The sequence below is a fragment of the Pedococcus sp. P2_F6 genome, assembly GCF_056403675.1.
The window spans coordinates 107,496-129,027 of the sequence record NZ_JBFUEZ010000008.1; the positions used below are offsets into that span (position 1 = coordinate 107,496).

Sequence of the window (21,532 nt, forward strand, 5' to 3'; positions counted from 1 at the left end):
ATTTCAGCCTCCCGCTCGATACGCCGGGAAGTGGCGGCTGTCCACCTTGGGGGCAGCTGAACCTCGGGAGCGCCCAACGAGGTCGTCATACGCAGCTTCATCCACGACCAGTCCCGTGGCCGAATAGGTGAATCGGCGTCCACCAAAGGCCCGCTTGAACTTGAAGAGGGCGTCCTCGCCCCTGACCCCGCCGCCGAGGTGAAACTGCGTCACGCCGATGGTGCCCGCATACTTGAGCGCTCCCCAAAGGAGGAGGTTGTTGACACCCAACCGCGCTGCTTCGACCTGTGAACCTGACAGGTGATAGTGCAGGAAGCGACCGTGTCGCATGAGCAAGGCAGCAGCATGAGTCGTGCCTTCAGGGGAGATGACCTCGGAGATCGCCAAGTTCGGACCGAGTGCTGCTCGCAACTTGGTGTAGTAGCCGTCCGAGAATGTGTACGAGGGCGCCGCCTCTCTGCGCGCCATCGTGCTCTCGTAGAGGGTGCGGAACGGGCTCCCCTCGACCAGGTCCTCGCCTGCCACGGCGCGCACGACATTCGTGTATCCCGCCTTGAGTGCCTTGCGCACAGCGGTCCTGCTGCGGCCTTCCATGCGTTCCCACATGCGTTCATCGGGGCCGACATCAACCGCAGTCGTGGGGTGGTCCTCAACCACCGAGACCTGGCTCGCGGTTCGGGGAGCTTGCTCGACGAGAGGGGAATGACGAAGAAAGACGCTCACGACCCGGAGGTCAGACAACGCACGGGTGGTCTCGCGCCAGGCAGTGACGAGGTCGCGGTCGGACAGAGTTTCGGCGGCATAGACGCCGGAGTATCCATAGGGCGATGTAGCGTCCTTCAAGCCATTTGCCAGGGAACGAACGGCAAGGGGGATCAGCCACCCGCCGTCGAACATCTCCAGCAGGACCCACGTGGCGTTGGCCTCTGAGGCATCGACGCCGCCATAGGCAGGGGTGAAGTAGATGTCCGGCGAGACCAAACCTTTCGGTGCCGACCGCTCGTCGTGGCAGTGGATCACAAGGCCCTCAGCGCGTGCCGCACGCTCAGAATCACGCGCTCCACGTCCGGCTCCGACAGGATCGAGCCGCTGGGTAGCGTGATCCCGTTTTCGAACAGGCGGTCCGACACCCCGGTCAGGAAGCTGCGCTGCTGGGCGAACACCGGTTGCGCGTGCATCGGCTTCCACAGGTGACGGGCCTCGATGTCTTCCCGTTCCAGATGGGCGATCACATCGCCCGCACTAGCGGTCGCTTCGTCAGGGTCAAGTACCACACAGGTGAGCCAGCAGTTGTCTGCCTCTGAGCCACGCGGCCCATCTTCGCCCAGGAGGCGAAGGCCGGGCACGTCTGCCAATCCAGCGGCATACGTCTTCCGGATCTCCCTGCGACGGGCGATCATGTCGTCGAGGCGAGACAGCTGACCTCGGCCCAAGGCCGCCAACAGGTTGGACAGGCGGTAGTTGTAGCCGATGTCGGTGTGCTCGTACCAAGGGACGGGTTGGCGAGCCTGCGTGGAGAGGTACCGAGCACGGTCGAGGAGCTCGAGGTCGTTGCTGACCAACATGCCCCCGCCCGACGTTGTCATGATCTTGTTGCCGTTGAAGGACAGCGCTGCCGCACGACCGAAGGATCCGGCCGCTGCCCCTTCGTACGTGGCGCCAAGGGCTTCGGCTGCGTCTTCGACGAGCGGGATCTCGCGTTCCTCGAGGCCGCCCACGATGGCCGCGTAGTCGGCGGCACGGCCGAACAGGTCGACCGTCATGACCGCTGCGATCTGCTTGCCCTCGCGGCGGAGCGTGTCCACCGCCTCGAGCAGCAGGGTCGGGTCGACGTTGCCGTCGGAGGCTTGCGAGTCCACGAACACCGGCTCGGCGCCCGTGTAGGCGACGGCATTGGCGCTCGCGGCGAATGTCATCGATGAGACCACGACGACCGTGCCTGGCTTGGCCCCCACGTGCAGCAGGGCCAGGTGGAGGGCAGCGGTGCCGGACGAGAGGGCGAGGGCGCCGGCGACTCCGAGACGCTCTGCTACCTCCGCTTCGAAGGCGTCGACGTGGGGTCCGAGCGGAGCCACCCAACCCGAGCGGATGGCATCGAGGACGAACGACTCCTCGACGTCAGTGATGTCCGCCTTGGAGAGGAAGATTCGGTCCATCAGATAATCGCACCCATTGGTGCTCGACCATTCGCTTCCCTGCGCATCCAGTCCGCTGCTGACCTGTGGCTGGTCAGCCGCACCTCCAACACATCTGAGCAGTCGATGGAGGGCACGGCGACGCTGGACACCAACACGCTGGTGGTGGGCTTGCGTTCCTCGGTGGAGGAGAACAGCTCCTCGCCGAGCTTCTCGCCCGGACGCAGGCCCGTGTAGACGATGTCGATGTCGCGCCGCCCGGACATCCGCAGGAGGGTCTTGGCCACGTCGACGATCTTCACCTGCTCGCCCATGTCGAGCACCATGACCTCACCATCGCGGCCGATGGAGGAGGCTTCCAGCACGAGCTGGCAGGCTTCCGGGATCAGCATGAAGAAGCGCTCGACCTCGGGGTGGGTGACGGTGATCGGGCCACCGCGCTCGATCTGGGCGGTGAAGGCGTGGACCACCGACCCGCGTGAGCCCAAGACGTTGCCGAACCGCACCGAGACGTAGCGACCGGGGAACCGGTGGGAGAAGTCCGCGGTGATTCGCTCGGCGAGCCGCTTGCTGTAGCCGAGAACGCAGATCGGGTTGGCGGCCTTGTCCGTCGAGATGTTGACGAACGTGCCGACCCCGACCCGGGCGGCTGCTTCGAGGACGTTCATGGTGCCGAGGACGTTGGTCTTCCATGCCTCGAGCGGGTGCGACTCGAGCAGCGGCAGGTGCTTGAGCGCGGCCGCGTGGAAGACGATGTCGGGGCGGGCCCGAGTGAACGCGTGGTCCATGGCCTCGACGTCGCGGATGTTGGCCAGGATGAGCTCGTCGCTGTCGAGCAGGCCGTTGCCGTGCATGCTCATCTGGGTCGACTGGAGGCCCGACTCGTCACGGTCGAGCATGAACAGCTTGGCGGGTCCGAAACGCGCGATCTGGCGACACAGCTCGGAGCCGATCGAGCCGCCGGCACCGGTGACGAGGATGCGCTTGCCGGCGATCTGCTCGGCGATGGCCGCCATGTCGAGCTCGATCGGGCGTCGGCCGAGGAGGTCCGCGACGTCGACGTCGCGAAGGTCCCCAGCGGTCGGCCGGCCATCGATGATGTCCCGGACGGGCGGGAGGGTGAGCACCTTCAGCCCGGCGTCCTCGGCGAGGGCGGTGAGCTCACGGATGGTGCTGGCCTCGGCCCGCGGAAGCGCGATGACCAACGTCTGCGCGTCGTACTTGGCCGCGACCCCTCCCATGTCGGCCCGCGACCCGCGCACCCGGACGCCTTCGACGCGAAGTCTGGCCTTGGCGCGGTCGTCGTCGAGGAGGGCAACCGGCTGGTAGCCACTGCCCACGTCGCGGATCAGGCTCCGCGTGAGGCGGCGGCCGGCCTCGCCGGCGCCGAACACGATGGCCCGCTGTTCCTCAGGGGCGTTGGCAGCCCTGCTCGTGCGCATCGTGCGGATGATGAAGCGGGCCGCGAACATGCCGAGCATGGCGAAGGCCGGGGCAGTGAAGGGGACGCTCCTGGGCACGGGTCCGAAGTGCAGGCCGAAGACCAGGGTCATCAGGACGAGCGTCGTGAGGAGCACCGTGCGGCCCACGTCGTAGGTCTCCTCGAACGAGCCACGGTCGTGGCCGACGGCATAGGGCCCGAAGAAGGTGCCGAAGCCGAGCTGGGCCACGACGGCGACCGCGGTGAACCACAGCAGGGGTGGGGCGACGGTGGGCGCCAGCTGGAGGTCGAACCTCAGCCACGCAGCCATGAACACCGCGACGACCCAGACACCTGCGTCGACCAGAGCCCACATCCAGCGGTTGGCGCGCTCACGGCGCACCCGACGGACGGCAGACATCCGATCTCCTCCCGCTGGTAGTCGGCCCAAACGATCGTGAGTTTAACGTCAATTGGGGCAAACGCCTGACACCACGACGTCAGCCACACCCGTGTCCTCTGGGCAATTGTGCAGGTCAGTGGTTGTTTTCGAAGTGTGTAGGTGTGAAATGCAACCAAACGGAGGAGTCCACCTATCGACCATCTGCGGCCGGCTCCGGGAGTCAGCCCAGGGACGAGTAGAACTCGCGGCACGCGGCATACGTCGGGAGCAGTCCCTGCTCCTTGGCCTCGGCGAGGCTAGGCGCCTCGGCGTCCTTCGGCGAGAGCAGCGGCGTCTCCATCCCCTCGGGGAGCAGCAGCCCCACCTCCGGGTCCAGCGGGTGTATGCCGTGTTCGCGGCTCGGGGTGTAGGGAGCGGTGACGAGGTACATCGCCGTGGTGTTGTCCTCGAGCGCGGCGAACGCGTGCCCCATGCCCTCCGGCAGGTAGACCGCGCGACGGTCGATCGTGTCGAGGAGCACCGAGTCCCACTGACCGAAGGTGGGAGACCCCACCCGGATGTCGACGATGTAGTCGACCAGGGAGCCGCTCAGGGCGGTGATGTACTTCGCCTGGGAGGGCGGGACGTCGGCAAAGTGGATGCCACGGACCGTGCCGCGCGAGGAGACCGACACGTTGGTCTGCACGATTTCCGGACGGTGCCCGATCACCTCCGCCAGCCGATCCCCGCGGAAGGACTCGAGGAAGACACCCCGGTCGTCGGGAAACTGACGTGGCGTGATCTCGAACGCGTCCGCGATCCTCAGCGGTCGGATCTCCACTAGAGCGTGCCCCGCTTCTCCTCGAGCAGCCCCGACATGTAGGCGCCGTAGCCGCTCTTCTCCAGCGATGCGGCCAGGGCGGCGAACTCGTCGTCGCTGAGCCAGCCGTTGCGCCAGGCGATCTCCTCGACGCAGCCGATCTTGTGCCCCTGGCGCGCCTCGACGACGTGGACGAAGTGCGCCGAGTCCATCAGCCCCTCGAAGGTGCCGGTGTCGAACCACGCGGTGCCCCGGGGGAGCACCGTGACCGAGAGGTCACCGCGCTGGAGGTAGGCGTCGTTGATCCCGGTGATCTCGAGCTCGCCCCGCGGACTCGGCTCGAGGTTCCGCGCGATCTCGACGACGTCGTTGTCGTAGAAGTACAGACCGGGCACGGCGTAGGAGGACTTCGGCCGCTCCGGCTTCTCCTCGATCGAGAGCACCTGGCCGTCGTCGGCGAACTCCACGACGCCATAGGCCGAGGGCTCCGTGACGTGGTACGCGAAGATGTTGCCGCCGCTCACCGTGGTGTTCGACCGCAGCGCGGTGCCGAGGCCGGTGCCGTAGAAGATGTTGTCGCCGAGCACGAGGGCGACCGAGTCGTCCCCGATGAAGTCGGCTCCGATGATGAACGCCTGGGCCAGGCCGTCGGGGCTGGGCTGCGCGGCATACGACAGCTCGATGCCCCACTTCGAACCGTCCCCGAGCAGCCGCTGGAACTGGCCCTGGTCGTCCGGCGTCGTGATGACCAGGACCTCGCGGATGCCAGCCATCATCAGCGTCGACAGCGGGTAGTAGATCATCGGCTTGTCATAGACGGGCATGAGCTGCTTGCTGATGCCGAGTGTGATCGGGTGCAGTCGCGTGCCGGAACCGCCAGCCAGGATGATCCCCTTCATGGGCCGACCCTATCGGCAGCCGACGGAAGGCTCCTGCGACGCCGCCAGACCGAGGGGAACATGCGGACCAGGCCCCCCAGGGCACGTGCACGCACCCGGGTACTCGGCGCCGGTCGCTCGGGCGCAGGCCCCTGCGACACCTCACCCTCATCCGTCCCGCGACGGTGCGCGGCCTGCGCCAGGAGGCTCGACAGGGGAGCGTTGGCGAGCAGGACGGCGAGCCGGTTGCGCAGGTTGTAGAAGTAGAACCGGTCACTGCCGTGGTGTGACGATGCGCCGTGCCGGTGCACGGCGACAGCGCTCGCGACGTAGGTGACGCGGAAACCGCCGCGCCGCAGCCGCCAGCTGAGGTCGACGTCCTCGTAGTAGAGGAACAGGTCGGCCCAGAACCCGCCAACGGCCCTCACCGCACTCGTGCGCACGGCCGCGGCGCCGCCACAGAACCCGAAGACGTCGGCGAACGCCGGCCCGTCGAACTGGCCTTCGTCGCGCTGAAGGTAGCCACGGTCCGATCCGCGGCCTCCGGCGTCGACCACGACCCCGGTGGACTGAAGGACCCGGTCGGTCCCCTCGAGCAGGATCTTCGACGTTGTCGCGCCCACGGCGGGATCGGCGACCAGGGGCTCGACGAGGGATCGCAGCCAGGCAGGCTCGGCGACCGCATCGTTGTTGAGCATCGCGACATAGGGCGTGCGCACCTGCTCCAGGGCCGCGGCCATGCCACCGGCGAAACCGCGGTTGGTGGGAAGGCGCAGCAGGCGGAGGTCGGTCTGGACGGCCACCCACTCCGCGGTGCCGTCGGTCGAGGCGTTGTCGACCACCAGGACGTCGAGCTCACCGGCCGCGACGTCTTGGGAGCGCAGCGACTCGATGCACTGCTTCAGTAGCTCAAGCCTGTTCCAGGTGACGACCACGACGGTGGTCAGGGGCTGACCGCCCGTCACGAGGTGCTCTGTGGACCGCTCCAGGAACCGGCGACCTCGACGAGCCCAGTCGGTTCGAGTCCGCTGTGCGGCAGCACCTTGAGGTCGAACGCGCGCTCGCGCCAGTCGAAGACGTGGGTCGTCGACTGGTCGGTGATCGCGGCCGTGAACGACAAGCGTCCCGGCACGAAGGTGACGCGGTCCATCGTGAAGTCGACGAAGCCGTCTCCGGACACGCGTCCTGTCGCCACCTCGGACAGGTGCGTGTTGGGCGCGCCGATCGGCCACCCCTGCTCTGACCAGATGGCCAGGCCGAAGTTGGGGTCGTCGATCGGCTCGCGGGTCGAGTAGTGGAGTCGCACGGTCAACGGTGCCCCGAATTCGACTGCGACAGTAGCGTGGCCGCGTGCGTCGAGGAACTCCACGTCCGTGACGCTGGCATCACCCGAGCCCCAGCGGTTCGGGTCGGCGGCGATGTCGGCCTGCTCCGGATCGAGGTCCTGCGCCCGACCGAGCTCCTCTGCCCGACCGAGGTCCTCGCGGTTCACCTGCTGCAGGTAGCCGTCGATGACCTCGCGCGCCGTCCCGACCTGGCGCACCGTGCCCTCGTCGATCCACACGGCGTGGTCCGCCAGCTGTTCGACGAGGCTGAGCGAGTGCGAGACGAAGAGGATGGTCACGCCTCGTCGCCGCAGGTCGTGCAGGTGGTCGAAGCACATCCGCTGGAACTGCTCGTCGCCCACCGCCACCACCTCGTCGACGATCAGCACCTCAGGGTCGAGGTGGACCGCCACGGCGAACCCGAGGCGCACGAACATGCCTGAGCTGTAGACCTTGACGGGCTGCTCGAAGAACTCGTCCAGGCCCGAGAAGGCCTTGACGGCCTCGACATCGGCGTCCACCTCGGCGCGGCTGCGGCCGTTCATCGAGCCGGCCAGGTAGACGTTCTCGCGACCCGTCAGCTCAGGGTGGAACCCCGCCCCGAGCTCCAGGAGGGCAGTGACCCGACCGGTGACGTGCACGGTGCCGCTGCTCGGCGGGAAGATGCCGGCGATCAGCTTGAGCAGGGTGCTCTTGCCGGAACCGTTGGCACCGATCAGCGCAAAGGTGGACCCGTGCGGGATCTCCAGGGTGATGTCGTCGAGGGCGCGGAAGTGCTCGGCACGCTGACCTCGGGGTGTCAGGACCCGGTGCTTCAGGCTGCCGGCGTGGCCGTGGTCGATCTTGAAGTCTCGCGTCACGTTGGTGACTCGCACGGCATACGAGCTCATGGCACCTCCGCGACGCGGGCGGCGCGCCCGCGGAACGCCAGCCAACCGAGCAGGAGCGAGACGATGGTCAGGCAGACCATGGCCAGCACCGCGCCCGCGGAGGGCGAGCGCAGGTTCCACAGCGCGTCACGCAGCGCCTGCACGAACGGCGCGACCGGGTTGAGCGACAACAGCACGGACGGCAGCGACCCGTCCTCGAACTTCCTGTGGACGAAGTCCGGCGGATAGATGATCGGCGTCGCGAAGAACAGCAGCTGGAGCCCGACAGCCAGGAAGTGGCTGACGTCGCGGAAGGCCACGTTGAGCACGGACAGCCCCAGGCCGATCCCGAAGGCGAAGCCGCCCACGAGCACGACGATCACCGGCGCCCACAGGACCGTCCACCCGATGTTGCCGACGATGGTGAAGGTGACCACGAGGAGCACCAGCTCGACCCCGCGCTCGATCAGCGTCGCGGCGGTCAACCCCACGAGGGGCGCGATGACCGGGAAGGCCACCTTGCGCCGCAACGGGATCAGCTCGAGCAGCCCGTCGACCGTGCGCTGAAGGACCGTGGCGAAGACGTTCCAGACCACCAGCCCGGTGAACAGGTAGACGGCGAACAGCTTCAGCCCGGTGGGGGACGGAGGCATACCGCGGTCGGCCCCCAGGACGATGCCGAAGACCACGGAGTACGTGGCGAGGACCGCGAGCGGCATCGCCAGCGACCAGGCCCAGCCGAAACGCGAGCCCAGGAAGCGGGTCCGCAGCTCACGTCGGACGAAGTTGGACGTCAACGACGAGAACCGGAGGAGGTCGGTCAGGTGCTCGCGGTAGACCCGCGGGCCCACGATGGCCGCACTCTTCACCGACCTGTGTCACCCCACCTGCTTGGTAGCCTCTGGGGCCACTTGAATGCTCTGCCGTGACGAAGGATACGGGATGCGCCGACGACAGCCGGACGACGACGGGTCGACCCTCGTGTTGTCCTCGATGCTGCGGGGGAGGGACAACGCGTTCGGTTTCCTGCGGTTGATCCTCGCCAGCGCCGTCATCGTCGACCACGCCTTCCCGCTCGGTGGCTTCGGCGAGGACCCGTTCTGGCGCTACACGCACGGCCAGAACAGCATCGGCGGGCTCGCGGTCGAGGGCTTCTTCGTCGTGAGTGGTTTCCTCATCGCACGCAGTGCCATGTCGGCCGACACGCTTCAGTTCCTGTGGCGGCGTGTCCTGCGCATCTTCCCTGCGTACTGGCTCACCCTCGTGGTCTCGGCGGCGGTCGTCGCCCCGGCGTTCTACCTGCGCCACCACGGGACGCTCGCGGGTTTCTGGACGGCTGCGTTCCCAGGGCCGCTCACGTACTTCACGCGGAACTGGAACCTGCACATCGGCCAGTACGGCCTGCTCGACGTCTTCGCCGAGACCCCCTACGGGCACCAGGTCGGCTGGAGCGTCCTCAACGGGTCGCTGTGGACCCTCGAGTACGAGTTCCGCTGCTACCTGCTGGTCGGGGCCTTCGCCCTCTTCGCGATCTTCAGCCGGGCCCGGGTACTGGTCCCCGTCTCCGCGGCGGCCCTGCTCCTGCTCGGGTCCCTGTCCGCAGCGGCACCCGACGTGGCCAAGGCCATGGCCCCGTGGCTGGGCGACCTCCAGTTCGTCCAGCTCGCCGCCACCTTCCTCGTCGGCAGCACCGCCGCCGTGTACGCCGACCGCCTGCCCATGAACGGACGGCTCGCCCTCGGCGGCCTCCTGGTTGGTCTGCTCGCCCTGTTCCGGGTCGGCGGGTACCACCTCATCGGCGTCCCGGCCATGGGCTACGCCCTGCTCTGGTTCGCGTATGCCGCGCCGGCGCGCGTCAAGTCGGTGGCGGCGAAGAACGACTACTCGTACGGCATCTACGTGGGGGGGTTCATCGTGCAGATGGCCCTGGCCTCCCTGGGGGTCCACCGCCTGGGGATCCTGCCCTACATCGTGATCGCCTGGTCGGTCACCTTCGTCTTCGCGTTCGCCAGCTGGCACCTCGTCGAGAAGCCGGCGCTGCGGCTGAAGTCCTGGGGACCTGGGCGGGGGCTGGCGTTCTGGCGCGGGTGGGCTCGTGGCCGAGTCGAGGCGTGGGGCGACGCGCCCGCTCGCACCGCCGGGGCCGATCCGGCGGGAGTCGGTTACAGTCACGCGGGCGTTCGCGAGGAGCTCGATCCTGACGCGGCCACCATCGATCTAGGGGGATCACCACGTTGAGCAAGCTCGGACACGTCCTCGTCACCGGCGGGGCGGGATTCATCGGCTGTGCCCTCAGCCAGCTCCTGACGCCACAGGCCGACTCCTGGACAGTCCTGGACAGCCTCCACCCGCAGGTCCACCCCTCTGGCGGCCGACCGGCGCTGCTCGCCGACGAGGCCACCCTGGTCGTCGGCGACGTGACGAAGGCCGAGGCCTGGGACGAGCTCGGCGACCTGCGGCCGGACACCGTCATCCACCTCGCCGCCGAGACGGGCACCGGGCAGTCGCTCACCGAGGCGTCCCGGCACGGCCGCGTCAACGTCGTGGGCACCACCCAGCTGACGGACTGGCTCGGGCGCGTCGACCACCTGCCGGCTCACGTCCTGCTCACCTCGAGCCGGGCCGTCTACGGCGAGGGCGAGTGGGAGCGCCCGGATGGTTCCCGGTGGTATCCGGGCCAGCGGTCCCACGACCAGCTCGAGCGCAGGCAGTGGGACTTCGAGGACGGGCACGGGCTGCCGGCCCGGGCCGACCTCACCGCCCCTGCCCCGACGAGTGTCTACGGCGCGACCAAGCTCGCCCAGGAGCACATCCTCGCCGCGTGGGCGCTCAGTCGCGGTGTGCCCCTCAGCATCTTCAGGCTTCAGAACGTCTATGGGCCGGGGCAGTCCCTGACCAACTCCTACACGGGCATCGTCACGCTGTTCTCCAGGCTGGCCAGGCGCCAGGAGGAGATCCCGCTCTACGAGGACGGCGACATCACCCGTGACTTCGTCTACATCGACGACGTCGCAACGGCCCTCGCCGTGGGTCTGGCCCAGGCTCCGGCGGACGTGCGGGTGCTCGACGTCGGCTCGGGCAGGCCGACGACCATCGGGCAGCTGGCCACCGAGATGGCCGCCTACCACGGCGCTCCGTCGCCCGTCGTCGTGGCCAAGTTCCGCGACGGCGACGTGCGCCATGCGCTCGCCGACATCTCCACGACCCGGGCCGAGCTCGGCTGGGGGCCTGCCGTGAGCCTCACTGAGGGCGTGGGACGCCTTCAGGAGTGGGTCGAGACCGAGGAGCACGCGACCGTATGACCGCGCCAAGCCTTCAGATCCACTCGATCCTGTTCAACAACGAGGCCGAGCACGTCGAGCGCTTCCTCGGTGCCATGGCCCGGTCGATCGAGCTCGCCCGGTCCGCCGACGTGGTGGGGAGCACCCGCGTGCTCCTCGGGGACTGTGGCCCGACTCCCGCTCTGGGTGATGAGCTCCTGCTCCGGCTGCGCGAGGAGGTCAAGGGACTCGGGATCGACGACGTCGACTACCGCTTCTTCGGCAAGAACCTCGGGTCGGCAGCCGGGCACAACGCGCTGCTCGAGGACCTCGCGAGCGACTACGTCATGATCGTCAACCCCGACACCGTGCCGTCGCCCCGCCTGGTGGAGGAGCTGTTCCAACCCTTCGGGGCACAGGCCTCGGTGGGACTGGTCGAGGCCCGCCAGCTCCCCTTCGAGCATCCCAAGCCCTACGACCCCACCACCGGCGAGACCCCGTGGGCCACCACCGCCTGCGCCCTCGTCTCCAAGGAGGTCGTCGAACGCGTCGGCGGCTTCGACAACGAGGCGTTCTTCCTCTACTGCGACGACGTCGACTGGTCGTGGCGGATCCGGCTCGCCGGCTACCGCCTGATCCTGCGCGACAGCGCCAGGATCTTCCACGACAAGCGGCTCAACGACGACGGGACGTGGATGGTCGGCGGCGCCGAGGAGTACTACTCCGCCGAGGCCGCGCTGATGATGGCCCACAAGTGGGGCCGCCCGGACCTGGTGAAGAAGTACTCCCGTGACCTCACGGCATACGGCAGCGAGCTGCAACGCAAGTCCGTGACGACGTTCGAGGAGCGGCGCGCCGCGGGCACGCTGCCCGAACCCGTCGCCGACGCCGCGACCGTGGCCACGTTCGTGGACGGCGTCTACGCCGTGCACCGGTTCTAGGGGCGCTCGATGACTGGTGACCAGTACAAGTTCGTGTACGGCCCCGAGACGGTCTACGCCCGCGTGGTCTCGCTTATCGAGGAGCACCATGCCGAGAAGGACGGCGCGGTGCACCTGGACCTCGGCTGCGGGTTCGGGGCGATCGCCGAGCCGGTCCGCGACCTGGGGCTGACCTACGTCGGCGCCGACCTCGCCGACGCCGGGATCGCCGAGCTCAAGGGTCGGGGCTTCGAGGCCCACGAGGTCAACCTCGACGACACCGCCGGGTTGTTCGCGACGCTCGAGCGCATCCTCGCGGGCCGGCCCCTCGCGAGCATCTCCATCATCGACACCCTCGAGCACGTCCTGCACGGCCCGGCGGTCCTGGCGGCCCTCGGCGAGCTGAGCCGCGCCAACGGCGGCGCAGCGCTCATCCTCGGCGTGCCCAACGTCGCGCATCGTGACGTCGCCATCAAGCTGCTCCTGGGTCGGTGGGACTACACCGAGACGGGGCTGCTCGACCGGACCCACGTCGTGCACCACACGGAGGACCTGGTCGACCGGTGGACCAGGGCCGCCGGATGGCGCGAGGTCGGGGAGGCAGACTTCAACCTGCACCTGAGCGACCAGCACTTCCCGCCCGACAACGTCGCCCTCTCGGACTCCACCGAGCTCGGCGCGTTCCTGCGCAGCCTCACGCAGCGTGCCCACCCGCACTCCGAGACCAACCAGCTCGTCCGGGCCTACCTCCCCGGAGCCCCTCGCGGGTCAGCCTGGCCGGAACCGCATGAGGGCGAGGGCCCGTTCCTCTCCGTGATCATGCGCACCCAGGGACGCCGGCCCGAGGCCATGCGCGACGCGCTCATCTGCCTGATGGGCCAGACCAACCAGGACTTCGAGCTCATCGTGCTCCCGCACCGGGTCAGCTACGAGCGACAGCTCGTCGTGGAGCGGATGATCGACGACCTCCCGGAGGGACTGCGCTCGCGCAGCCGCGTCATCGCGGTCGACACGGGCGGTCGCTCGCGACCCCTCAACGTGGGAGTCGAGGCGGCCCGCGGCCAGTACGTCGCGATCCTCGACGACGACGACCTCGTGCTCGGTCACTGGGTCCAGACGTTTGCGACCATGGCGGCACGCAAGCCCGGGCGCCTGCTGCGTGCGGTGGCGGTGGAGCAGGACATCACGGAGCAGCCTGCGACGACCGGTGCTTCCGTCGGGCACCGCACCGTGTCGGCCGTCCGCAAGAACTTCGAGTCCACGTTCGACCTCTACGACCACTTCACCGAGAACCAGTCCCCACCCGTGTCGGTGGCGTTCCCCCGCAGCGTCTTCCGCGACCTCGGCGTGCGTTTCGACGAGGCGCTCAACGTCCTCGAGGACTGGGACGTGCTGCTCCAGACCGCGCTGGTCGCGGGGGTGGCCCAGTCGCCTCACGTCACGAGCGTGTACCGACGCTGGCTCGTCGGCGAGGCCTCACACACGCTGCACGACGAGCGCGAGTGGAAGGCCACCGAGGACGCCATCGTCTATCGGCTGGACCGGGGCCTGCACGTGTTCCCGCCGGGGACGATCGCCCGGATCCGCGCGGCCAGGACCGGCGGATCCGAGTGGGACCCGACCGCTCATGCCTGGGTCCGCAAGCTGGAGGGCGACATCGCGGAGCTCCGGGGCGCCCTGCTGGCAGCCGAGCAGGATGCGGCCGACCTGCGGACCTCCCGCTCGTGGCGCGTGATGGCTCCGGTGCGAGCGTCGGGACGTGTGCTGCGCAAGCTCACGGGAGGCCAAGCAGCCCGCTGACGAGCCGCCCGCTGACGAGCCGCCCGCTGACGAGCCGCCCGCTGACGAGCCGCCCGCTGACGAGCCGCCCGCTGACGAGCCGCCCGCTGACGAGCCGCCCGCGGCTCCCCTCGCTCGACGACGACTAGCGACGAGCGACTACCGCCTACCGTGCGCGCAACGCGCGGAGCACCTTCTTGACCGGGGGCCCGACCGGCGTGCCGGCCAGGGCGACGCGGGACCGGTGCAGCCGCCGCGCGGCATACCCCTTCACCCGGACGCGGAAGGGTCGGTGGGTGAGGGCGAAGAACTCGAGGTCGCGCAGCCGCGTCGCCGACCCGGAGGCCAGGGCGACGGCCGAGGAGTCGAGGCCGTCGAGCACGCGGGTGCGCACCTCTCCCCAGCTCGCCTCCGGGAGCTCGGCGAACGAGTTCTCGGCGTGCGGCCACACCCGGTAGACCGCGGTGATCTCGGGCGAGGACGCAACGCCGAGCCGCAGGGCCGACCGCAGCAGCAGGTCCCAGTCCTCCAGCACGGGCAGCTCGGTGTCCCACCGCAGGTTCCAGACGTGCGCCTCGCGGCTCAGCGCCCACGAGTGGATGGGGGAGTGGTTGTCGACGAGGTGGCTCACCAGGTCGAACGTGCTCATCCAGCGTTTCTCGACCGGGGCGACCGCGCGGAACCCCGCAGGTGACTGTGGGAGGAGCTCCATGGCCTGGGCCACGGCGCAGGCGCGCAGCACCGTCGGTCGTCCGGCCGCGACGGCCAGCTCCCTGAAGGTCTGGACCCAGTGGCCCAGGACGAGGTCGTCGTCGTCGAGCGCCGCGAGGTAGGCGCCGCGGGCGCGGCGATGGCCCTCGACCAGACCGGCGGCGCGACCGCCGCCCAGCACCTCGACGGCCTGCACGCGGCCACGGAACTGCGCCGGAAGGCCCTGCACCAGCTCGAGCAGGCCCTGCCAGCCCTCGGGAGGCGGGTCGTGGGCCAGGACGAGCACCTCGAAGTCGTCGTCGGTCTGCCCCTGGAGGCACGCCAGGACGTCCACCAGGGTCTCCAGGCGCCGGGGAGTCGCCTGGGTGCGGACGAGGACGGACAGGAACGGCGCGCCGTCGTCGTGCCCTGGCCGGCTCCGGGCGGTCTCCGGGACGTAGGTGCGCACCAGCGGCTGACCCTCGCCGGGGAGGCCGACCTCGGAGCGCACCTGGTCGATCGCCGCGACGAGCCCTCCCGCGACGACGGAAGGCGCGCGGGGGGAGGGCTCCCGGTCCCAGGCGTACCCAGCGTGCGCCAGCCTGGCATCGACGTCTGCCACGGCCTCGCCGGCCCAGGACGGAGCCTGCCCCAGCAGGGCGGCGACGACCACGGACGTGGGCACGGGGTCTGCCGCGAGGACCACGATCACGGCCGGGTTGCTCGAGGCGGCCTCTGCCACCATGTCGGCGTCCGGCAGTCCGTCGGTGACGGACAGGACCACGGTGGGCGACTCGGTGTCATCGGCCCGCCACCCCTGGGGCGCGGTCGCAGGCAGCACCCCGAGCACCCGCGCTCGCGGATGACTGGCGTAGACCCCACCCAAGTTCTCCCACACGAGCAGCGATCCTCCCATGGCCCACCACGCCAGCCGACTACCGTTCGTCCGGAAAGGTGGTGGAGGCCCGGTGCAGGTGCGTCTGCTGTTGGAACAGACCCGCTCGCCCGTGCCGGGCGGGACCGGCAGGTATGCCGCCGAGCTGGCTCGCGCGCTGGCCCTCGCCTGCGCTCCGGAGGACGAGCTGGTGGGCGTGTTCGCGACGGCCGGGCCCGTCCCCGACCACCTCCAGCGCCACGAGACGATCGGGATCCCGGCAAAGGGTCTCGCGCGACTGTGGGAGCGCGGGGTCGGACCGCGCCTGCGAGGCGCTGGGGTCATCCACGCCCCCACCCTGCTCGTGCCGCCGACGGGGCGGTCCCATGCCCTGGTGGTGACCATCCACGACGTCGTGCCCTGGACCCATCCCGAGACGCTCACGGCCCGCGGGGTCGCCTTCCACCGGCGGATGGGCGCCCGGGCGGCCGCCGAGGCCGACGTCATCGTCACCCCGACGCAGGCCGTCGCCTCCAGGGTGGTCGAGCTCCTCGCGCCGACGGGTGAGGTGGTCGTGGTTCCTCTCGGGGTCACCCGCCTCGAGGGGGACGTGCAGCACGAGTCCGCTCCACCCGCCGACCCCGGGTACGTCCTGTTCGTCGGCACGGCCGAACCCCGCAAGGGGTTGGACGTGCTGCTCGCGGCGATGGCGCAGCCGGCCCTGGCCCAGGCCCGCCTCGTCGTGGTCGGCCCGCACGGATGGGGAGGCGTGGACGTCCCCTCGATGGCTGCCGGGCTGGGGGTGTCGGACCGTGTCCACGTGGCAGGCCGGGTGTCGGACGCGGACCTGCACCGCTGGTATGCCGGTGCGGCCGTGGTTGCCGTGCCGTCGCGCTCCGAGGGCTTCGGGCTGCCGGTCGTGGAGGCCATGGCGGCCGGGACCCCCGTGGTGACGAGCGACGATGCAGCCCTCGTGGAAGTGGGCGGTGGGGCCGCCGTCGTCGTCCCCGTCGGCGACCCGCAGGCCTTGGCGGAGGCGCTCGGGTCGGTGCTCGCCGACTCAGCGCTGGCCGTTGGCCTCTCCGCGCGTGGACTGGAGCGCAGCCGGCTGTTCGAGTGGCACGAGGTAGGTTCGCGGATGTGGCAGATCTACGCAGGGGCGATGTCCCGGAGGGGCGCGCGACCCGCGTGAAGGTGCTGATCGACGCCAGCGCCCTGCCCGCCCAGCGCGGGGGCGTGGGGCGTTACGTCGACGAGCTCATCGCGGGGCTCGCGTCGCTGGACGTCGAGGTGCTCGTGGCCTGCCAGCGACGGGACGCCGCCTCCTACGAGCACCTGGTCGGTCGCCACCGGACCCACGTCGTGCCGTCGTGGGCCCGGCATCCTGCTGCCCGGCTGGTCTGGGAGCAGGTGGGTCTGCCCCGCCTCGTCGCACGCCACCAGCCGGACGTCGTCCACTCTCCCCACTACACGCTGCCCCTCTTCCTCGGTCGCGCCCGCCCGGCGCGCGTGGTCACCCTCCACGACGCAACCTTTTTCAGCCACCCTGAGGTCCACGGCCCGGTCAAGCGCAGGTTCTTCCGGGCGTGGACTCGGGCGGCGACCCGCCTGGCCGACGCAGTGGTGGTGCCCAGCGCGGCGACCGCCGACGAGGTCGTCGCGCACACCGGCGCCGACCGCAGTCGCCTGGTGGTGATCCCCCACGGCGTGGATCTCGAGACGTTCCATCCGCCCACGACTGCCGAGATCGCGGAGGCGAGGGAGTGGCTGGGGCTCGGCTCCGCGGCATACATCGTCTTCCTCGGCACGATCGAGCCGAGGAAGAACGTCCCCGCCCTGCTTCGCGCCTACGTGCAGGCCTGCAGCGAGCGCCCGGAACCGCCCGTTCTCGTCCTCGCAGGAGCCGCAGGGTGGGAGACCACGCTCGATGGCGACCTGACCGCGGTGCCGCCGCCGCTGCGCGTGCTGCGCACCGGTTTCGTCCCCGACGGGATGGTGCACGCCGTGCTCGGCGGGGCCGAGGTGATGGCCTATCCGAGCCTCGGTGAGGGCTTCGGGTTGCCGGTGCTGGAGGCCATGGCGGCGGGTGTCGCCGTGCTCACGACCCGCGAGCTGGCCCTCCCCGAAGTCGGGGGAGAGGCGGTGGCGTACGCCGCTTCGCCCGATGCGGACGACATCGCTGACGCGCTCACCCGACTCCTGGACGATCCCGACCTGCGGGCCGCAATGCGCACTGATGGGGCATCTCGGGCCCTACAGTTCTCGTGGAGTCGCGCGGCCGCGCGGCACCTCGAGGCCTATGGGACGGCCTGTTCTTCACGACTGGCGCGATAGCAGAGGGGGCGCTCGTGAACACGATGACCAAGGTTCGGCTGCTCGTGGTGACGTACTCACCGGGGGTTTTCCTGGACGAGCTGCTCGACTCGTTGGCCGAGGCGACGCAACACCCGGTGCCCGTCACCCTGATCGACAACGGGTCCACTGACGGCTCGCCGGAACGCGCCCGAGGCCGCGGTGGTGTCCAGCTCGTCAGCTCTGGCGGCAACCTCGGCTACGGCCGGGCTGCCAACCTCGGTGCCGAGGGCAGGGACGAGGAATGGTTCATCATCGCCAACCCCGACGTGCGCTTCGAGCCGGAGTCGATCGACCGGTTGCTCGACGCCACGGAGCGCTGGCCCCGAGCAGGAGCGCTCGGGCCGGGCATCGTCACCGATGAAGGCCTGCTCTACCCGTCTGCTCGCCAGATCCCACGTCTGCACAACGGGGTCGGCCACGCCCTCCTGGGCTGGGCCTGGCCCAACAACCCCTGGACGGCGCGCTACCGGCGCGAGCGTCACGACCCTGTCGAGGGCCGGGTGGGTTGGCTCTCCGGGGCTTGTCTCCTCCTGCGCCGCGAGGCCTTCGAGGCGGTCGGGGGATTCGACTCCGCGTACTTCATGTACTTCGAGGACGTCGACCTGTGCGAACGACTCGCCGAGGCGGGCTGGGACGTCGTCTACGTGCCCGACTCGGTCGTGGTCCACCACGGCGGTCACGCGACCAACCGGGACCGCATGGGCATGTCCCGCGTTCACCACGCCAGCGCCTACCGGTACCTCGCCCGGCGGTACTCCTCCCCGCGCCAGCTACCCCTGCGGCTGATCATCCGACTGGGGCTGGCGCTACGCTACCTCGCGTCACGGCGGAGCAAGCGGGTGTTCCACGGCGCACCCCCCACCCGTCCGGCGGACTCGCTCCCAGACGTCGAACCCGCACTGATCGCAGAGCTCGATCACGGGACCCGGCCCGCCTCCACCACGTAGGAGAAATCGTGAAGGTCCTCGTCACCGGCGCCGCCGGTTTCATCGGCTCGAACTTCGTCATCAGGGCCCGCCAGGTCCGCCCCGACTGGCGGCTGACCGTCCTGGACTCGATGACGTATGCCGCGAACCTCACCTCGCTCGACCCCGTGGTCGGCGAGGTCGACGTGGTGAAGGGCTCGGTGACCGACGCCGACCTCGTGGACGAGCTGGTCGCCGCCCACGACCTCGTCATCCACTTCGCCGCGGACTCGCACAACGACAACTCCTTGGACGACCCGTGGCCGTTCATCGACACCAACATCATCGGCACCTACCAGCTCATCCAGGCGGTGCGTCGGCACGACAAGCGGATCCACCACATCTCCACCGACGAGGTCTACGGCGACCTCGAGCTCGACGACCCGGCCAAGTTCACCGAGACCACGCCGCTGAACCCCTCGAGCCCCTACTCGGCGTCGAAGGCCAGTGCCGACCTGCTGGTCCGCGCCTGGATCCGCTCCTTCGGGCTCAAGGCGACACTGTCGAACTGCTCGAACAACTACGGCCCGCGCCAGCACCCGGAGAAGTTCATCCCCCGGCAGATCACCGGGATCATCGACGGGGTGAAGCCCAAGCTCTACGGAGCCGGCGCCAACGTCCGCGACTGGATCCACGTCGACGACCACAACGACGCCGTGATCACCATCGTCGAGCAGGGCCGGCTCGGGGAGACCTACCTCATCGGGGCCGACGGCGAGATGAACAACAGGGACGTCGTGGCGCTGATCCTCGACCTCATGGGCAAGCCGGCCGACTGGTTCGACCACGTCCCGGACCGCCCGGGCCACGACCTGCGCTACGCGATCGACGCCACCAAGCTGCGGGCCGAGACCGACTGGCGGCCGGCCCACCCCGACGTCCGTTCGGGCCTCGAGGACACCATCGCCTGGTATCAGGACAACCAGGACTGGTGGCGCACGGCCAAGGTCGTCGCCGAGGCGCGGTACGACCGGCTCGGCCGCTGATGACCCGCTGGCTGGTGACCGGCGCGGGCGGCATGCTCGGCCTCGACCTGCAGGTGACGCTGGCGCTCGCCGGTGTCCCGGACGACGACGTCACCGCGCTCACCCGGTCCGACCTGGACATCACCGACGCCGATGCCGTGCGTGATGCCGTGCGGGGCCACGACGTCGTGGTGAACTGCGCGGCATACACGGCAGTTGACGACGCGGAAAGCCATGAAGGGCAAGCCTTTTCGGTCAACGCGGTGGGCGCGGCCAACGTCGCAGACGCGTGCCGAGCCGTCGGAGCGCGCCTCGTCCACATCTCGACGGACTATGTGTTCGCCGGCGACGCGACCGAGCCGTATGCCGAGGACGCACCTCTTGCGCCGCTGTCCGCCTACGGGCGGACCAAGGCCGCAGGGGAGTGGGCGGTGCAGGCGCGGTGCCCCCAGGCGTGGATCGTCCGGACGGCCTGGTTGTACGGCGCCGGGGGCCCGAACTTCGTGAAGACCATGGCGAGGCTGGCCGACCGGCACGACACCCTCGACGTCGTCGACGACCAGACCGGCCAGCCGACCTGGACGATGGACGTCGCCCAGGCGATCCTGCGGCTCGTGCACGAGTCGGCGCCGTTCGGCGTGTGGCACGCCACCAGCCAGGGAGAGACGACCAAGTTCGGACTCACCCAGGAGATCTTCCGTGGGCTCGGGCTGGACCCGGAGAGGGTGCGGCCGACGTCCAGCGACGCGTTCCCCCTCCCCGCACCGCGTCCCACCTACAGCGTGCTGGGGCACGACTCCTGGCGGATGGCACGCCTCGCACCCCTGCCGCCCTGGCAGGAGAGCCTCGCCGCGTCCTTGGCCGACGTCGTCGCAGACGCGGTGGCCCAGGAGCCGAAGGCCTAACGGAGCCGGCGAGCGCGACCCAGAGCCCTCGGCAGCGAGGCCAGCGCGCGACCCCAGCGTCGACAGTGGAGCAGCACGAGTCGCCCGCGGCCCAGGTCCGCTGCGAGGTGCGATCCGACGAGGTACTCGGGCGACGGGAGGAGGGCTCGACGGAGCACTCCCGGGCGTTCGCGCCAGGGCGAACGCCGCAGCTCCACGAGCCACATCGTCGATCGCCCGAACCCCTGCTGACGCGCTCGCCAGTCCGCCACCCGTGCTGAGTACCGTGGGCCGTCCGTCGCGACGACCGCACCCACGTGCCCGAGGAACGAATCTGCGGAGTCCGACGAACCCGTTGCGGCCGCCAGGTCTGCCAGCTGCGCGAGCAGGTCAGGTGGCCAGCCGGCCACGGTCGCCTCCAGGTGGGCCAGGTCCTGCTGGCTCGTCACCTTGCCCGGGTCTCGCAGCGCGTGGAGCGCGACGACCAGGGCCTGCCCCTGCACCGAGGGGCTGGGCACCGAGCGGCCTGCGACGTCCACCGTGGTGCTGGTGTCCCACAGCGCCTCGAACACCTCGGCCTCCGGCGCCAGGAACCCCGGAAAGGAGAAGTGCACGTCCAGGTCGCACGGCCAGTCCGGGTGGATGAAGTGCGCGGAGTGTTCAAACGCCAGGTCGGCCGCGCGACGCAGTCCCGTGGCCGCGATGCGTCGCTGCCACCCGGACCCTTCCAGGGCGGCGCACAGGGCGACGAACCCGGCCCGGTCGGCGAGGACGTCCACGTCGGTGGAGGCTCGGTCAGGCCGGGCGCCCAGTGCAACGGCCGTCGGCCCCTTGATGAAGAGAACCCGGGCACCCACCTGGTCGGCAAGGCGCGCCACGAGGGCGTGCGCGAGCAGCACGCCCTCGGTCATCGACAGCGTGGACTCCGGCACCCCGTCAGTATGCGGCTGCCGCGGATCAGGGTGCCCCGTTTCAGCTCCCCCTCCGCCGTTCGTGCCACAGGACTCTCGC

19 protein-coding genes are annotated in these 21,532 nt (G+C 69.8%); 9 read left to right on the forward strand and 10 right to left on the reverse strand.

What is annotated here, in order from left to right; translation table 11 throughout:
* Positions 1 to 3: 3 nt before the first annotated feature.
* From AC1DWP_RS18575 to AC1DWP_RS18610, 8 genes are all read right to left on the reverse strand, one after another.
* Positions 4 to 1,020: a GNAT family N-acetyltransferase gene (locus AC1DWP_RS18575; protein ID WP_477615968.1), complete on the reverse strand. Its 1,017-nt coding sequence runs from the start codon at positions 1,018 to 1,020 to the stop codon at positions 4 to 6.
* Positions 1,017 to 2,156, reverse strand: a complete 1,140-nt coding sequence (locus AC1DWP_RS18580) for a DegT/DnrJ/EryC1/StrS family aminotransferase (protein ID WP_477615969.1) — start codon at positions 2,154 to 2,156, stop codon at positions 1,017 to 1,019. Before AC1DWP_RS18580 ends, AC1DWP_RS18575 begins: the two co-directional genes overlap by 4 nt.
* Positions 2,156 to 3,976: a polysaccharide biosynthesis protein gene (locus AC1DWP_RS18585; RefSeq protein WP_477615970.1), complete on the reverse strand. Its 1,821-nt coding sequence runs from the start codon at positions 3,974 to 3,976 to the stop codon at positions 2,156 to 2,158. Before AC1DWP_RS18585 ends, AC1DWP_RS18580 begins: the two co-directional genes overlap by 1 nt.
* A gap of 202 nt (positions 3,977 to 4,178) precedes the next feature.
* The gene (locus tag AC1DWP_RS18590) at positions 4,179 to 4,778 is read right to left on the reverse strand and encodes a dTDP-4-dehydrorhamnose 3,5-epimerase family protein (RefSeq protein WP_477615971.1); all 600 of its coding nucleotides are present in this window, start codon (positions 4,776 to 4,778) and stop codon (positions 4,179 to 4,181) included.
* Complete coding sequence (rfbA, locus tag AC1DWP_RS18595) at positions 4,778 to 5,656, reverse strand: glucose-1-phosphate thymidylyltransferase RfbA (RefSeq protein WP_477615972.1); 879 nt, start codon at positions 5,654 to 5,656, stop codon at positions 4,778 to 4,780. The genes AC1DWP_RS18590 and rfbA overlap by 1 nt, the downstream gene beginning before the upstream one ends.
* Positions 5,653 to 6,600 carry a glycosyltransferase family 2 protein gene (locus AC1DWP_RS18600; protein ID WP_477615973.1) on the reverse strand — a complete coding sequence of 316 codons (948 nt, stop codon included), beginning with the start codon at positions 6,598 to 6,600 and terminating at the stop codon, positions 5,653 to 5,655. Before AC1DWP_RS18600 ends, rfbA begins: the two co-directional genes overlap by 4 nt.
* On the reverse strand, positions 6,597 to 7,850 hold the full coding sequence (locus AC1DWP_RS18605; RefSeq protein ID WP_477615974.1) for an ABC transporter ATP-binding protein: 1,254 nt from the start codon (positions 7,848 to 7,850) through the stop codon (positions 6,597 to 6,599). The genes AC1DWP_RS18600 and AC1DWP_RS18605 overlap by 4 nt, the downstream gene beginning before the upstream one ends.
* Positions 7,847 to 8,698: an ABC transporter permease gene (locus AC1DWP_RS18610; RefSeq protein ID WP_477615975.1), complete on the reverse strand. Its 852-nt coding sequence runs from the start codon at positions 8,696 to 8,698 to the stop codon at positions 7,847 to 7,849. Before AC1DWP_RS18610 ends, AC1DWP_RS18605 begins: the two co-directional genes overlap by 4 nt.
* 73 nt (positions 8,699 to 8,771) lie before the next feature.
* On the opposite strand from AC1DWP_RS18610, the gene AC1DWP_RS18615 reads away from it, so the two are divergent.
* From AC1DWP_RS18615 to AC1DWP_RS18630, 4 genes are read left to right on the forward strand one after another with little or no spacing between them, the layout of a single operon-like run.
* Positions 8,772 to 10,067, forward strand: a complete 1,296-nt coding sequence (locus AC1DWP_RS18615; RefSeq protein ID WP_477615976.1) for an acyltransferase family protein — start codon at positions 8,772 to 8,774, stop codon at positions 10,065 to 10,067.
* On the forward strand, positions 10,064 to 11,131 hold the full coding sequence (locus AC1DWP_RS18620; protein WP_477615977.1) for an NAD-dependent epimerase/dehydratase family protein: 1,068 nt from the start codon (positions 10,064 to 10,066) through the stop codon (positions 11,129 to 11,131). The genes AC1DWP_RS18615 and AC1DWP_RS18620 overlap by 4 nt, the downstream gene beginning before the upstream one ends.
* On the forward strand, positions 11,128 to 12,030 hold the full coding sequence (locus AC1DWP_RS18625; RefSeq protein ID WP_477615978.1) for a glycosyltransferase family protein: 903 nt from the start codon (positions 11,128 to 11,130) through the stop codon (positions 12,028 to 12,030). Before AC1DWP_RS18620 ends, AC1DWP_RS18625 begins: the two co-directional genes overlap by 4 nt.
* A gap of 9 nt (positions 12,031 to 12,039) precedes the next feature.
* Positions 12,040 to 13,809, forward strand: coding sequence for a methyltransferase domain-containing protein (locus tag AC1DWP_RS18630; protein WP_477615979.1), 1,770 nt, complete (start codon positions 12,040 to 12,042; stop codon positions 13,807 to 13,809).
* A 145-nt stretch (positions 13,810 to 13,954) separates the two neighbouring features.
* Here AC1DWP_RS18630 and AC1DWP_RS18635 read toward each other — a convergent pair whose 3' ends face one another.
* Entirely contained in the window at positions 13,955 to 15,376 is a 1,422-nt protein-coding gene (locus tag AC1DWP_RS18635; RefSeq protein WP_477615980.1) for a glycosyltransferase, read from the reverse strand.
* A gap of 70 nt (positions 15,377 to 15,446) precedes the next feature.
* Between AC1DWP_RS18635 and AC1DWP_RS18640 the strand changes: the two genes are divergently transcribed.
* The 5 genes from AC1DWP_RS18640 to rfbD are packed head-to-tail and all read left to right on the forward strand — an operon-like array spanning position 15,447 to position 20,542.
* Positions 15,447 to 16,544 (forward strand): glycosyltransferase family 4 protein, encoded by a 1,098-nt coding sequence (locus AC1DWP_RS18640; protein ID WP_477615981.1) that lies wholly within the window; start codon positions 15,447 to 15,449, stop codon positions 16,542 to 16,544.
* Positions 16,541 to 17,686 carry a glycosyltransferase family 4 protein gene (locus tag AC1DWP_RS18645; protein ID WP_477615982.1) on the forward strand — a complete coding sequence of 382 codons (1,146 nt, stop codon included), beginning with the start codon at positions 16,541 to 16,543 and terminating at the stop codon, positions 17,684 to 17,686. The genes AC1DWP_RS18640 and AC1DWP_RS18645 overlap by 4 nt, the downstream gene beginning before the upstream one ends.
* A 23-nt stretch (positions 17,687 to 17,709) precedes the next feature.
* Positions 17,710 to 18,654, forward strand: a complete 945-nt coding sequence (locus AC1DWP_RS18650) for a glycosyltransferase family 2 protein (RefSeq protein WP_477615996.1) — start codon at positions 17,710 to 17,712, stop codon at positions 18,652 to 18,654.
* 8 nt (positions 18,655 to 18,662) lie between these two features.
* On the forward strand, positions 18,663 to 19,658 hold the full coding sequence (gene rfbB / locus AC1DWP_RS18655; protein ID WP_477615983.1) for a dTDP-glucose 4,6-dehydratase: 996 nt from the start codon (positions 18,663 to 18,665) through the stop codon (positions 19,656 to 19,658).
* Complete coding sequence (gene rfbD / locus AC1DWP_RS18660; RefSeq protein WP_477615984.1) at positions 19,658 to 20,542, forward strand: dTDP-4-dehydrorhamnose reductase; 885 nt, start codon at positions 19,658 to 19,660, stop codon at positions 20,540 to 20,542. The genes rfbB and rfbD overlap by 1 nt, the downstream gene beginning before the upstream one ends.
* Here the strand turns inward: rfbD and AC1DWP_RS18665 are convergent.
* Positions 20,539 to 21,453 carry a nucleotidyltransferase family protein gene (locus tag AC1DWP_RS18665; RefSeq protein WP_477615985.1) on the reverse strand — a complete coding sequence of 305 codons (915 nt, stop codon included), beginning with the start codon at positions 21,451 to 21,453 and terminating at the stop codon, positions 20,539 to 20,541. The two genes, rfbD and AC1DWP_RS18665, sit on opposite strands and share 4 nt — an antisense overlap.
* Between the last annotated feature and the right edge of the window lie 79 nt (positions 21,454 to 21,532).